This window comes from Paenibacillus sp. JSM ZJ436 (assembly GCF_044383795.1).
Taxonomy (GTDB): domain Bacteria; phylum Bacillota; class Bacilli; order Paenibacillales; family Paenibacillaceae; genus Paenibacillus_AQ; species Paenibacillus_AQ algicola.
The window spans coordinates 17894-31053 of record NZ_JBISEO010000023.1; the positions used below are offsets into that span (position 1 = coordinate 17894).

The 13160-nt window shown below is 53.5% G+C and carries 15 protein-coding genes and 1 riboswitch; of the genes, 2 read left to right on the forward strand and 13 right to left on the reverse strand.

Annotated features, from left to right (window positions below):
• Positions 1-123 precede the first annotated feature (123 nt).
• The 5 genes from ACH6EH_RS18820 to tenA all read right to left on the reverse strand — a co-directional run bounded on the left by ACH6EH_RS18820 (position 124) and on the right by tenA (position 3315).
• Positions 124-285: an AgrD family cyclic lactone autoinducer peptide gene (locus ACH6EH_RS18820; protein WP_233281149.1), complete on the reverse strand. Its 162-nt coding sequence runs from the start codon at positions 283-285 to the stop codon at positions 124-126.
• Entirely contained in the window at positions 248-802 is a 555-nt protein-coding gene (locus ACH6EH_RS18825) for an accessory gene regulator ArgB-like protein (RefSeq protein WP_397333402.1), read from the reverse strand. The genes ACH6EH_RS18820 and ACH6EH_RS18825 overlap by 38 nt, the downstream gene beginning before the upstream one ends.
• Positions 792-1418 carry a hypothetical protein gene (locus ACH6EH_RS18830; protein ID WP_208204694.1) on the reverse strand — a complete coding sequence of 209 codons (627 nt, stop codon included), beginning with the start codon at positions 1416-1418 and terminating at the stop codon, positions 792-794. Before ACH6EH_RS18830 ends, ACH6EH_RS18825 begins: the two co-directional genes overlap by 11 nt.
• A 297-nt stretch (positions 1419-1715) precedes the next feature.
• Positions 1716-2588 (reverse strand): bifunctional hydroxymethylpyrimidine kinase/phosphomethylpyrimidine kinase, encoded by an 873-nt coding sequence (gene thiD, locus ACH6EH_RS18835; protein WP_397333403.1) that lies wholly within the window; start codon positions 2586-2588, stop codon positions 1716-1718.
• A gap of 40 nt (positions 2589-2628) precedes the next feature.
• Positions 2629-3315, reverse strand: coding sequence for a thiaminase II (gene tenA, locus ACH6EH_RS18840; RefSeq protein ID WP_208204697.1), 687 nt, complete (start codon positions 3313-3315; stop codon positions 2629-2631).
• A 210-nt stretch (positions 3316-3525) separates the two neighbouring features.
• A riboswitch (TPP riboswitch) is annotated at positions 3526-3629 on the reverse strand.
• Positions 3630-3778: 149 nt separating this feature from the next.
• Here tenA and ACH6EH_RS18845 point away from each other — a divergent pair.
• Positions 3779-4750, forward strand: coding sequence for an aldo/keto reductase (locus ACH6EH_RS18845; protein ID WP_397333404.1), 972 nt, complete (start codon positions 3779-3781; stop codon positions 4748-4750).
• An 86-nt stretch (positions 4751-4836) separates the two neighbouring features.
• Here the strand turns inward: ACH6EH_RS18845 and ACH6EH_RS18850 are convergent, their stop codons facing one another.
• The 3 genes from ACH6EH_RS18850 to ACH6EH_RS18860 all read right to left on the reverse strand — a co-directional run bounded on the left by ACH6EH_RS18850 (position 4837) and on the right by ACH6EH_RS18860 (position 7360).
• Complete coding sequence (locus ACH6EH_RS18850; RefSeq protein ID WP_397333405.1) at positions 4837-5130, reverse strand: hypothetical protein; 294 nt, start codon at positions 5128-5130, stop codon at positions 4837-4839.
• A gap of 174 nt (positions 5131-5304) precedes the next feature.
• Positions 5305-5691: a hypothetical protein gene (locus tag ACH6EH_RS18855; protein ID WP_397333406.1), complete on the reverse strand. Its 387-nt coding sequence runs from the start codon at positions 5689-5691 to the stop codon at positions 5305-5307.
• 250 nt (positions 5692-5941) lie between these two features.
• The gene (locus ACH6EH_RS18860) at positions 5942-7360 is read right to left on the reverse strand and encodes a sulfatase family protein (RefSeq protein WP_397333424.1); all 1419 of its coding nucleotides are present in this window, start codon (positions 7358-7360) and stop codon (positions 5942-5944) included.
• Positions 7361-7407: 47 nt separating this feature from the next.
• Between ACH6EH_RS18860 and ACH6EH_RS18865 the strand changes: the two genes are divergently transcribed.
• On the forward strand, positions 7408-8289 hold the full coding sequence (locus tag ACH6EH_RS18865; protein ID WP_397333407.1) for an AraC family transcriptional regulator: 882 nt from the start codon (positions 7408-7410) through the stop codon (positions 8287-8289).
• Between the two features lie 94 nt (positions 8290-8383).
• Here the strand turns inward: ACH6EH_RS18865 and ACH6EH_RS18870 are convergent, their stop codons facing one another.
• The 5 genes from ACH6EH_RS18870 to ACH6EH_RS18890 all read right to left on the reverse strand — a co-directional run bounded on the left by ACH6EH_RS18870 (position 8384) and on the right by ACH6EH_RS18890 (position 13050).
• Positions 8384-9268 (reverse strand): NAD(P)-dependent oxidoreductase, encoded by an 885-nt coding sequence (locus ACH6EH_RS18870; protein WP_397333408.1) that lies wholly within the window; start codon positions 9266-9268, stop codon positions 8384-8386.
• A 131-nt stretch (positions 9269-9399) separates the two neighbouring features.
• Complete coding sequence (gene phnE / locus ACH6EH_RS18875) at positions 9400-10206, reverse strand: phosphonate ABC transporter, permease protein PhnE (protein WP_138224794.1); 807 nt, start codon at positions 10204-10206, stop codon at positions 9400-9402.
• A 17-nt stretch (positions 10207-10223) separates the two neighbouring features.
• Positions 10224-11039, reverse strand: a complete 816-nt coding sequence (phnE, locus tag ACH6EH_RS18880; protein ID WP_397333409.1) for a phosphonate ABC transporter, permease protein PhnE — start codon at positions 11037-11039, stop codon at positions 10224-10226.
• Entirely contained in the window at positions 11032-11814 is a 783-nt protein-coding gene (gene phnC / locus ACH6EH_RS18885; protein WP_138224792.1) for a phosphonate ABC transporter ATP-binding protein, read from the reverse strand. Before phnC ends, phnE (ACH6EH_RS18880) begins: the two co-directional genes overlap by 8 nt.
• A gap of 120 nt (positions 11815-11934) precedes the next feature.
• The gene (locus ACH6EH_RS18890) at positions 11935-13050 is read right to left on the reverse strand and encodes a phosphate/phosphite/phosphonate ABC transporter substrate-binding protein (RefSeq protein WP_347880779.1); all 1116 of its coding nucleotides are present in this window, start codon (positions 13048-13050) and stop codon (positions 11935-11937) included.
• Between the last annotated feature and the right edge of the window lie 110 nt (positions 13051-13160).

The window sequence follows — 13160 nt, forward strand, 5'->3', positions numbered from 1 at the left end:
TTAAACGTTTGAAATGGATGAAAGTTGCTCTTTAACGCTTTTTCCTTGCATAAAAGCACAAAAAAGCCTTTGTTAGATGAAGCTCACCTAATCAAGGCTTCGTTGTGTTCTTTCGGAACGGGTTCAGTCCTTATTCAAAAGCTCTTCCGGCGTTTCTCCACTGTAAATGAAGACCGGGCTTGCTACTTGAACAAAAAATACCGCGAGCAGCGTCAGGCATGTGGCGGTTGCCGTAAATGCAGCGTGTTTAGCTTTGCTGAGCAGGGTCAGGGTCAGGGTTCTCACCTCCTTTCAAGCGGATCAAGGTCATAGCCTGAACCAGAAAAGAAGCGGCAATAATATCCGATTGGATGACAAAGTTAGTCATGATGAGCATACAGCTGATGAAGGTAAGCGTTCTGTAGAATGTGCGGGGGATCCGGGATTGATATTCAATCCGGCTTGGAGCGTACATAGCCGTCAGGATGAAGGCCCCGGCGGTAAAGCCATGAGTCCATATCTGAGGCAGGTGGACCCAGGAAATCAGAGTCAGAAGCAGTGTTGTCAGGAGGATGCAGGCGGCACCGGTCTTCAGATGAACACCGCCGGATACCTGCCTCAGGAGGGCGAAGCTGATCATCGCCGTCAACGCCTCTGCCGTAGTGCCGGCTGCCCAGGAGATGAGCAGCACAGCGGATACAATACCTGTCATATTGAGCAGAATAGCCATACCGTGCTTCAGAACAGCGATGGAAGACGGATGCTCGGGCACTTCTTTTTTAATAGCTTGGGCTATTCTTAAGGCGGCGTGTTCAATCTTCATCAACCTCAAACTCCTCCGAATGATAAGCATAATACAGGAAAATCCCGAAGGTCAGGCTGAAGAACAGGATGAGCAGCCACAGCTGTGCCATGTAAAACAGGATAGCCAGCAGCAGCAATACGATCGCCATCAGGACCATAAGGATCACGTATTCATATTTCAGACGAAGACGTTCCAGCTCCAGGGCAATGCCGATCTTGAAGCGGTGCAGAAGCCAGGCGAGAAGGAATCCGGCTGCCGCACTGAGAATCTGGGTGAGGTAGGCATTCTCCGGCAGCTGTGCAGCTTCGATAGATCCGAAAATAGCCATAATCAGCAGTCCCTGCATGATCGCGTAGCCGAAATAACCGAGTACTGTGCCGATCAAAGACCAGATCACCGGAATCTTGACGACCGCTGCGTAGAAGAACACAAAAATGACTACGGTGGTCATCGGTGCCAGATAATCCAGCTCCAGTGAATTCCTCAGCAGATAGCTCTGCAGGCTGGACAGCAGCATCACGACAACAGCCTGTCCGGCATATCTGGAGGCCTTCAGCTTCAGCAGCGACATCGTGAGCGCATAAATCGCCAGCGTCTCCAGGGTGGACAGCAGTAAAAACAAAACAACATCCATAAACAGTAACCCCTTACACCTTGTAATATTCTGTTATCAATCCTCCGATGATGAGGGCTCGGGTAGGAGAAACAGCTCTGCTATTAACATACGAGAAGAGCGCGGATTGTACAATACCTCAGGATCGGTTTTTTGCAAAAAAAAACGCTGCCCGGCTTCCTATCCTGACGCCTTGCGCCCGGTCTGCGCCGCAGCAGCAAAAAGGCTTGCCGGCATCAAGTCCGGCAAGCCTTTCATTGTGGTGCTCTCGCTGCAGCGGTGTACCCGCCGGAAAGAGAGGTCCGGGCGGGCGGCATGCTAGCTGCGCGGCTGTGCTGGCTGGCGCCGAGCCAGGCGACGCTGGTACGCCCAGTGATTGGTCGGCCCGTGGCCTCCCCCGAGTCCCAGGCTGTCCTCAATGGCAGCCTGGATAAATGCCCGGCCCTCCGTCATAGCTTGCAGCGGATCAGCTCCCTTGGCGAGCCATGCTGTCACGGCTGCCGAGAAGGTGCAGCCGGTTCCATGCGTATGCACCGTGTGGATTCTTCGCCCCGAGAGCTCGGTGAAGACGTCTCCGTCATAAATCAGGTCCGTCACCTGCCCGCTGTCCTCTTCGTCATGTCCGCCCTTGATCACGACGAACGCCGGACCCAGGCTGTGAATACGGCGGGCAGCTTCCTTCCGGTCCTCCGGCGTCCGGATCTCGATGCCGGCCAGCGCCTCGGCCTCCGGAATGTTCGGCGTTACGATCCGGGCAAGCGGCAAGAGCTTGTGCTTCAAGGCGTACACCGCTTCGGCTTGGAGCAACTCTGCTCCGCCCTTTGCAATCATGACGGGATCGACCACCACGGAGCTCCATTTATATCGTCCTATGACCTCGGCGGCCGCTTCAATAATGGGAGCATTAAACAGCATGCCTGTCTTTACCGCATCTACTCCGAGATCCTGCGATACGGCCTCAATCTGGGCAGCGCATGCTTCCGGCGGGAGAGGATAGACTCCCGTCACGCCCAGTGTGTTCTGCACGGTCACGGCCGTAATGGCGGACATGCCGAAGACCTCCAGCTCCTGAAACGTCTTCAAGTCAGCCTGAATGCCGGCACCGCCCCCGCTATCCGAGCCGGCAATCGTCAAGGCGCGGGGAATATGTACCTGCTCATCTTGCAGCCTGTTGTGTATCGTGTCACTCATTAGTGTTGTCTGCTCCTTTATATGCTTCTATGGAAATATCCTAAACGACTGCTGCGGGCTGCGGAACCGGCCACTCTTCCAGGCGGAAAGCCATATCCCAGAACATATACTCCAGTTGGCAGCTGAGCATAAAGTACTCCTTCATGCGCTTCTTCTCTTCTTCTCCGGCTTGAAGCGCCCAGGCATCCAGCCGCTGACACAGCTTCGTCGTGACGCCCTCGCCCCGTGTACCATAGAAGGTAATCCAGTCATAGAACGGATGGGACGGATCGGGCTGCAGCTCTTCCATCAGCTTCGCGCCAATCTCCACATACGTCCAAGGGCAAGGCAGCAGGACAGCCATAATCTCGCCCAAGGTGCCCTCGTGCGCGACAGTCAGCATATGGCGGATGTAGTGATGTGCCGATGGCGACAGCGGGAAGCCCTGCAGCTCCTCGTAGGTGACGCCAGCCACATCGCAGAAATTGTTGTGCGGATGAATCTCGCTGTGCAGCACGAAGGAAATCTGTTCATTGAACATTGCGATCTCTTCGCGGTCACTGCACTTGGAGATGGCAATGCCGTAAATGCGCATAAATGCGTTCAAATATTCAAAATCCTGCTTTACATAATGCATCAGCTGCTCCCGGTCTAACCGGCCTTCCGCAATACCGCGGACAAAGGGATGATTAAAGATTGCCTCAAAAATAGGGTCCGCCTCTTGGCGGAGCTGTTGTGAAAAGCTCATGAGTCCCACCTCCAAATGAATTGAAGAGCAGGAAGTCCGTGCAGGCCTGTACAAGAAGGTGAACCTGATCCCGCCGTGACGCTCTTGCGGACAAGAGCTCACACCCGCCGCCCGGATCTAATTATAAAAGCCGCTCCCGTAAGCGGGAGCGGCTGTGTATCCATGCTGTGTCTGCCGCGTGTTCTCTCGATCAAAGGCACACTGCAGACCGGACGGCCGGCTCCACTTTCCTACGCTAGTGCGAACTAGATCAGGTTCAAAGGGTCCAGGATATGCTCCTGTCTCAGCCGCTGACGGCTCCCCTAGTGGACTTCCTATTCTATTGCCTCTACTCTACCCAGAAATAGCCATCCTGTCAATTCCCGGATGAATATCCCTCGCCTTGTTCAGGAGGAACATTTGAACGCAGCTCCTTCCAGGCGATATACTAGGCTTGTCTATCACGTTAGAAGGAGAGGATTGTATGCAGAGCAGAAGACTTGGCAGCAGCGGGCTGCACGTATCTGTACTGGGCCTAGGCACGAATGCTTTTGGCAAAAGAGCGGACAAGAACACCTCCATCTCCACCATTCACTGTGCGCTGGATCACGGAATCACCTTCCTAGATACCGCTAATATTTATGCGGGCACCGAATCCGAAGCCATCATCGGCGCTGCCTTGACAGGGCGGCGTCAGGACGCCGTCCTGACGACCAAGGCAGGCCTTCCCCGCGGAGCAGGTCCCGGAGAACGCGGCTCCTCGCGGCATCATCTGATGAGGGAGCTGGAGGGCAGCTTGAAGCGGCTGCAAACTGATTATGTCGATCTTTATCAAATTCATACCTTTGATCCGGACACCCCGCTGGATGAGACACTGCGCACATTGGATGATATGGTATCCTCCGGCAAGGTTCGCTATATCGGGGCATCCAATTATGCAGCCTGGGAGCTGATGAAGGCACTCGGCATCAGTGATCAGAGGGGATATCTTCGCTACAGCTCTATTCAGACCAGCTACTCTCTTGCAGACCGCACACCGGAGCGGGAGCTGGTGCCGCTCTGCCTCGATCAGGGGCTGGGCATCATTCCATATTTCCCGCTGGCCGGAGGCATATTGACCGGGAAATATAATGACGGCGGGGCGCCATCCGGCTCCAGAGCCGACACCGATCCCAACTTCAAACGGTTTCTGCAGGAGCGTAATTTGAATCTCGGGCAGCAGGTGAGCCGGCTGGCAGAGGAGCATGGTGTCACGCCGAGCGCGCTGTCTCTGGCCTGGCTTATGGCGCGCCCTGCGGTATCAAGCGTGATCGTTGGTGCAACCTCTCCCGCCCAGGTAGAGCGTAACCTGGACAGCCTGGAGCTGCAGCTTGAACCCCAGCTGTCAGAGCAGCTGGACCAGCTCAGCCAGCCGTTCGTCTATGGCGAGCCGTTCGCCTCGTACCGGCTGTCCTAGCGGCGATGCCGTCTGAAAGGCAGCCGCCCCGCAAAGCATAGATGCTTTGCGGGGCGGCTGTTCATTCAGAATTTCCAGACAGGTTCTTACTTTTCTAAGCCGTGTAAACGTTGGCCGGGTTCATGCTTTAAATGATCTATAACCTTCTGTCGCGGGATGCGTTTTGCATTCTTAGAGACCGTAAGACTTTCACTCATAACAATTGGAGCTTGTGCGTAAAATAAAGCCTTCTGTTTATGTTTTCGATAACGCTGCTTTGCTGCTTCAGCTTGAGCAAGCATTCGAAGTTTATATTCATTTGTTTGCGGATGCATCCAATTCGCCATGTCAGGACTTATTTGAACGACGATAGGAGCCTTTTCCTTTTTGGGGTTGCTCATGTCATTCGCCTCCATGCTTAGAAATAATTTCGAATTCCGTTTGATCGCTATGGCTAATACAAACTGATTCATATTCTAGATTCTCTCCATTTATTATAGCAAAAGTGTACGATGATCTTGAAGCGGCAACGACATTCCTAACTGAATATCTTCCCACCAACCCGGTCGTTGATTTCATCCGAATCCTCTGTACAACATCAAGGCATGGACTTTTTTGAGACGCAATATTTTTTGCGTAACTTCATAAATCGCCTTTACCGCTTCAACTTCATTGTTATCCAAAACACAAGTATGAATAAATTCCGTGTCATAGTGCCGATGAGGGATCTCCAGCATCTCTGCAACTTGCTTTTCCATCGCTAAAGACTTAGGTGAATTGGCATCAATTGCCCACTCCGTACGAAGTGTAATCGTGTGCTCAACGACTTCGTCCGAAGAAAGATACATTTGTTGAATTAAATAGTCCTCAAACTCATCGCCATATAGACCATTTGTAAGATGCTCAATCCCTTCAATGCCTTCAATAGGATCTGTAATTGATATGTTATGCTGAGGCGGCACGGCATGTAACCTCCTAAATTTCATTTAGCCTTATCATTTTTTCTCAGATTAAGATCGTATAAAGCTTGTTACATTCCTATCTCTCATATTTAATTTCCCTATCCTGTGTTATAAGTGTAAATCTTGTATTTTACTAACAAATTATGACTAAACAAATACATATAGCTGAAAAAGCCCCTTCTATCAAGGAGCCTTTTCAGCTACGATTCAGCTTACTATCTTTATGATTGCTGGACCACTCTGCGTTTACCTACCCGATCTCTTCCACCGGCTCATCCAGCACCTGAAGCTGCAGCTGTCTCAGCTCCTGCTTCAGCTTCACAGTAATGTCCCGGTACTTCTCTTGTCCATACACATTGTTCAGCTCGTAAGGGTCCTCGTGCAGATCGAACAGCTCCCACTCCGGCGGCCGGTTCTCCTCCACCGAGCCTGTCGTTCCCAGCGCCTCGGCGTAATAATAAATCAGCTTGTAGCGCTCGGTACGAATGCCGTAATGGGAATACACCTCATGATGCTTGTCTAAATGCATCCAGTATCTGTAATACATGGAGGTGCGCCAGTTCTCAGGAGTTTCTCCCTCCAGGATCTTGCGCAGGCTGACGCCCTGCATATCCTCAGGGATGTCAATACCGGCCAGGTCCAGGAATGTGCATGGAAAATCGACATTGAGCGCCATCGAGGACGTTACGCTGCCGGGCTGGATCATGGCCGGATAGCGGACGACAAATGGCATACGCAGTGATTCTTCGTACATAAACCGTTTGTCATACCAGCCATGATCCCCCAGGAAAAAGCCTTGGTCCGACGTGTAAATGACGAGCGTATTCTCCGCCAGGCCTTCGGCCTCCAGGTAATCCAGCAGCCGCCCCACGCTCTCGTCAATCGAGGCAACACAGCGTAAATAATCCTTGATGTATCTTTGGTATCTCCATCTTTTCTGTTCCACAGGACTCAGATCCTCAGGCGGAAGCTCCTTTAGATCCTCCTCATCCTTCAGATCCCGATCAATTCGCATCTTCGCTTCTTTGGCCGCCTGCGAGCGGGTTTCGTAATCATCATAGAAGGTTGCCGGCTCCGGGATGTCGATATCTTCATAGAGATCCTTATACTTCTCCGCCGGCTGCCACGGACGGTGCGGCGCCTTGTGGTGGCACATCAGCATGAACGGCTGTGTGTCATCGCGCTGCTCCAGCCAGTTCAGGCTGAAATCTGTAATCAAGTCCGTCACATAGCCCTTGAAGCGCTTCGGCTCTCCCATCTCCAGGAACATCGGGTCATGATACTCTCCCTGGTCCGGCACTACACTCCAGTGATCGAAGCCGGTGGGGTCGGCCTCCTGGCCGTGCCCCAGATGCCACTTGCCGATAATCGCAGTCTGATAGCCATTCGCCTTCAGCATCTTGGCGACATTCGGCTGCCTGCCGTCAAAACGGTCGTGAATCGACTTGACCCCGTTTAGATGATTGTATGTTCCGCTCAGAATTGCTGCACGGCTTGGGGAGCAGATTGAATTGGTGCAAAAGCAGTTGTCAAACCGCATTCCCTCATGGGCAATCCGGTCAATATTCGGCGTTTCATTGATGCGGCTGCCGTAGCAGCTCATCGCGTGGGACGCATGATCGTCCGACATGATAAACAATAGGTTTGGCTGAGCCTGTTTCATATTCATCACCTCGCATTGAGTATATCGGAATCCATTGTTGGCGTTGAGGTAAAATGTTACGATTATTGTATATACTCACACTGGATCTGAAGGAGCTGAGATGCGTGCTGACCGTGATGAATACCACCTTTGACGACTTCACCCCGTGCTGGAGAAATCGGCTCGTTCAGGTGGAATCCAACATTTTTGTGCTGATTACGGCAGGCAGGCTTCACTATCGGCTGAATGGAGAGCCCTACACCGCGCAGAAGGGAGATCTGCTCTTCATTCCCAAAGGTACGCTGCGGGAAGCCTACAATGCCGCAGACACGCTGCATCAGAAATACGCGGTGTTCTTCAGCGGCACCCTCCCCGGCTTTGAGCTGCCCTTTCTGATCCGCTCCCGGTATCATGTACAGTCCGTGGAGCCGCTGGATCCCTTTAAAGCCTGCTTTCACTCCATGTACCGCTGCAGCCTGGACCGCAGCGAAGGCAGCCGGATCATGCAGCTTGGCTTGTTTATTCAGTTTCTAGGTATGCTGGACCGCAGGCTTAAGGCGCCACCCCTCCCCAAGCGCAAAAAAATCTTCGCCGCTCACATCGAAGACTACATTGCCGCCCATTACCGGGAAAGCATCCCGCTTGCACAGCTGGCCCGCCTGATTGGACGCTCTCCGAACTATACCCTGGCCTTGTTTAAAGAGGCTACTGGCGTGACCCCGCTCGATTTTCAAATTCGGCTGCGCCTGAAGGCGGCTAAGGATTTGCTGGAGAACACTTCGATGAGCGTCAGCGCAATCGCCGACGAGCTGGGCTACTGTGACAGCTCTTACTTCAACAAAGCCTTCACCCGGCATGTCGGGCTATCGCCTGCCGCCTTCCGCGCCCGCGTTAGTCCCGGTGCTGAACCGGGAGAGAGCTGGCATGGCGATGAAATGCATCGTCCCTGGGGGTAAGGGGGAGGGGTGACACCGTTTTGGGACCACGTCAAAAAAAGCATTTCCTGCGGGCTAGTGCAGAAAATGCTTGCATATAGAGCACGGTGTACAGCTACATGCTGCTGTAATAACGGATCAGCGCCTGAGTCCCTTGATCCTGATAGCCCTTCTCCGCCAGCTGGCGGTACAGCGCTTCTGCCAGCGACAGCCCCGGCGTGCTCAGGTTCATCTCCTTCGCGGATTCCAGGGCGATGCCCATATCCTTGATAAAATGCTTGATGTAGAAGCCCGGCGCCAGATCTCCTGCGATGATGCGGGGGGCCAGATTGCTCAGAGACCAGCTGCCTGCGGCCCCGCTCTCAATGCTCTTCAGCACGGTCTGCGGATCCAACCCGGCGCTTTCGGCATACGCCATAGCCTCACACACGCCCATCATGTTGGAGGCAATCGCAATCTGATTGCACATCTTCGTATGCTGTCCCGCTCCTGCCGGCCCCTGATGTACAATCTGCCGCCCCATCAAGGACAGGATCGGGCGCAGCGCCTCTACATCCTCTGCTTCACCGCCGATCATAATAGACAGGCGGCCTTCGCGGGCACCGATATCGCCGCCGGATACCGGCGCATCCAGCGCATGCAGGCCGCGCTTGTCCGCCGCTTCCCCGATCCGGCGGGCCAGTGCGGGACTCGACGTGGTCATATCCAGCAAATAAGCTCCGTGACGGGCATTGGCAATCAAGCCATCTTCCCCTAAATACAGCTCCTCGACATCCTGCGGATAGCCTACCATTGTAAGGATGATGTCACAGGCCTGCGCCAGCTTGGCCGGTGTCTCCTGCCAGACAGCGCCGCGCCCTGTCAGCTCTTCGGCCTTGGATGCGGTTCGGGTGTACACATGCAGATCATAGCCGCCTGCTAAGATATGCCCAGCCATACTGTGACCCATAACGCCCAGGCCAATAAAGCCGACGGAAGCTTGTCCCGGTGAAATAACCATGATGTATCCTCTCCTTGTTTGCGTGTACAGCGGACCTTATCGAGGGCGATGTCCCGCTGCCAGAACTCTTGCCTCCATTCTAGCACCCGCCGCAGCAACTCTTCAATTTCCTAGCGCCTCTCTCGATGAGGTTATCCCTTGACGAGCTTAGCCCGAAGCTGATTCGACAAGAGCTCGATGATCAGAATAAGGACAACCAGCCCGATCAGAATGGAGCCCACCTGATCCCATTTGTACCCCCGCATCGCAAAAATTAACGGAGCCCCGATGCCGCCGGCACCGACCAGACCCAATATCGAGGCTTCCCGCATGTTCATATCAAAGCGGTAAATCATGACGGAGGCGAATACAGATAACAGCTGCGGCATCACGCCGAAGCGAATCTTGTCCAGAGTGCTGCAGCCGACCGAGGTCATGGACTCCAACACCCGCTTGTCGAGCTCTTCTATGGCATCCACATACAGCTTTGCAAGCATACCGATTGAGGTTAACCCGACTGTCAGCACACCGGCAAAGGGACCGGGCCCCGTGACGCGGATAAACATCAGGCCATACACAAGCGCAGGAAGCGTGCGGATCATGATCAGCAGCAGACGGGTGATCCAGGATACCGGCTTGGGCACCAGATTTGATGCCGCGAGAAAGGCGAGCGGCACCGCCAGAAAGGCACCGACGATCGTGCCCAGAAACGCAATCGCCAGCGTCTCTGCCAGCAGAAACAGCACACTTTGCCTGGACACGTTAAATAACAGCTCGGTGTCGGGATGCGTGAGTCCGTACAGAATATTTCGGGCGATGGCAAGGCCGCCCTCTTCAATGTTGCTGACATTCACAGCCGTCAGAGACCACAGGAACAGCCCGATCACGATCGCGGCGATGAAGGAAAGATACAGATGGTTTCGAGGTGCTGTCAACAGCTGTTTTTCAATATGATTCATGAGCGTTCATGTCTCCCTTAGATCAGCTTTTTGCGGAAATGCTCGCTGGCTCGTTCGATCAGATAGACCGTCCCGATTAGCACGAGAACAATCATCCCGACCGCCGGATAATCGCGCCAGCCCAGACCTTCGTTGATCAGCAGTCCGATGCCGCCGGCACCTACAAAGCCCAGGATGGCTGCATAGCGGACGTTGCCCTCAAAGCAGTACAGCGATGTTGAAATATATCCTGGCAGCACCTGTGGAAGGACTGCGAAGCGGAAGGCTTGAATTCTTGTCATCCCGACCGACTCCATCGCCTCGAAGGGGCTCATATCGACATTCTCGATCTGTTCATACAGCAGCTTGCCGACATAGGAGATGGTGAACAGCGTAATCGCTACCGTTCCTGCCATCGGTCCCAGGCCGAACACGAATGTGGCGATCAGGGCCGAGACCAGGGTCGGCAGGGTGCGCAGCAGACTGAGCACAATTTTGCTGATCAACGTGAGCAGCTTGGAGGGAATAATGTTGGATGAAGCCGTAAGAGCCACCGGCAGAGCCACCAGAGAGCCGATGATCGAGCCCAGCAGCGACATTTTGATCGTATCCAGCAATGGGCCCCAGATGCTGGGCAGGCTGCTCCAATCCGGTGGAATCATGTTCAGAAGAATGGTAAAAAACTCGTGAAACCGGGTCGCCAGCACACGGAAGCTGAAGCCTGTAAACTCAGCAGACCATACAGTCAGCACCAGCAGCACCAGGGCGATCAGCGGCAGGCGGGACGCTTTTTGCTGGACGGTTTTGCCGCTGGGCAAGGTGATGGTGCGGGGAGGAAAGATTTTATCAAACATAGGCTGCCTGCTCCTCCATACTGGCTTTCTCCGCCTCCCATTTACCGCCGTAAATCTCCTGAAGGATGCTCTGCGTCACCATGGACGCCGGACCGTCGAACACAACCTCACCCTTGCGGATGCCAATGATGCGGTCTGCATACTCCAGCGCGATTTCGACGTGGTGAATGTTCATGATGACAGAAATGTCCAGGTCGCGGTTAATGTTCTTGAAGTCATCCATCACAATGCGCGCCGTAACCGGGTCCAGCGAAGCGATCGGCTCATCCGCCAGGATAATATCAGGGCTCTGGGCCAGGGTGCGCGCCAGTGCCACCCGCTGCTGCTGCCCGCCGGACAGCTGATCCACCCGGATAAAGGCCTTGTCCAGAATGCCGACCTTGTCGAGCGCCTCCAGTGCCTTCACCTTTTGCAGCTTTGTAAACACGCCGGTCAGCTTGCGCCACATCGGAAGCTCTGGAACAAAGGACACGAGAACATTATTCAGCACCGTCGTCCGCGTCACCAGATTAAAAGACTGGAAGATCATGCCGATGCGGCGCCGGAATTTGCGGATATGGCGTCCTTTTAGCCTCGACACGTCCACATTATCGACTAGCAGTGTTCCTTGGCTAATCTCGTGAATACGGTTGATGCAGCGGATCAATGTTGATTTGCCCGCACCGGAGAGACCGATTACGGCCACGAATTCCCCCTGCTCAATCGTCAAATGAATGTTGCTGAGCGCAATGGTGCCGTTGGGATACGTTTTACTGACATCCATGAATTGAATCATAGGTATACTCAATCCTTTAGCCGTTATTTTGGAATTTCACGGTTTACGAAAAAAGAGAGAACATCATGATTCACGATGTCCTCCATAACGATATTCTTCCTTCTCATTGTGCTTGCTGCTTTATTTCATGCTGCGGATCAGCTCTTGAGCCTCACGTTCCCCGTCGTAATCGGAGGATTGGGCCACTTGATAGCCTTCGTGAGAATAGATCGCAATGACCTGCTTGCCTTCCTCTGTTCCCGCGATCGCCATGAATGCATCCTGAAGCGCCTTCTTCAGCTCCTCGTTCATAATCGGAGAATTCTTGCTCACGCTTACGGTATCGTTAAAAATCGGCTGGGTCACGCCAATCACATTCGTGTCTTCCCAAATGCTTGCTTTGCCGCCGTACTCGCTGGTCCACTTCTCTTCATTGTCGCGGCGTCCGTCCGCATATACGACAATAATGTCAGCTTGTCCAACCGCAAGCCGGGAGAAGGAGGTGCCGTAGGAGTCCGCTTGGTTTGCTTTTGCAAGGTCGGTCAGCTTCTTGCCGTACTTCTCCTGCAGCCACAGCGTCGGATAGATATAACCGGCTGATGAAGAGGTAGACATGATGGACCAGCTGGCGCTGTTCAAATCTTCCCAGGTCAGCTCTTCTCCGTTATTGACCTTTGCTGCGAGCTCCTTTCCCTTCTCGGAAGGACCTGCCAGAATAAGAGAACGGTAATAGGAGGCCTGCTCGTTGTCCAGCCCTTGAGTCGGCTTGTTATCATTCCATTCCTTCGCAACGTCCGAGTCGATCGAGAGTGCTTTCCGGGTTGCTGTCAGAATCACTTCTGCTCCGTCATCATACAGGGTATAGGTTCCGCCTGGAATCAGGCCGACATCTGTCGTCCCGGCGCTCAGCGCTTCGCCGACTGCTTCGTACGTAGTCCCTACGTCAATCTGCACCTCACCTACATTGTAGCCCTGTTCCGCCAGCTGACTCTTCAGCAGCTCCTTAAGCGGCTCTGTAGCGGTAATAATCTCGCCCGGATCCTTGGAAGGCACAAAGCTGACCTTGAGCGTATCTATGGACTTGCCTTCATCCTGCTTCGTAGTATCTTCAGCATTCTCTGTCTGCGTCTCTGTCGTTCCTGCTCCGTTCGAGGTACTGCCTGTGCCACTGTTCCCGCTGTTATTTCCGCCGCTGCAGGCTGTCAGCAAGCTGAAGGTCAGTATCATGCTCAGAAGCACCATCCATTTGTTCTTCACGCGAAGTCCCCCACCTTTGTATAAATTTGGTTGAATACTCTAGCAGTATACCTCCCGATTATTAAGCATTCGTCATTCAATTGTTACGAGAATGTAAAAAATGGAATGAT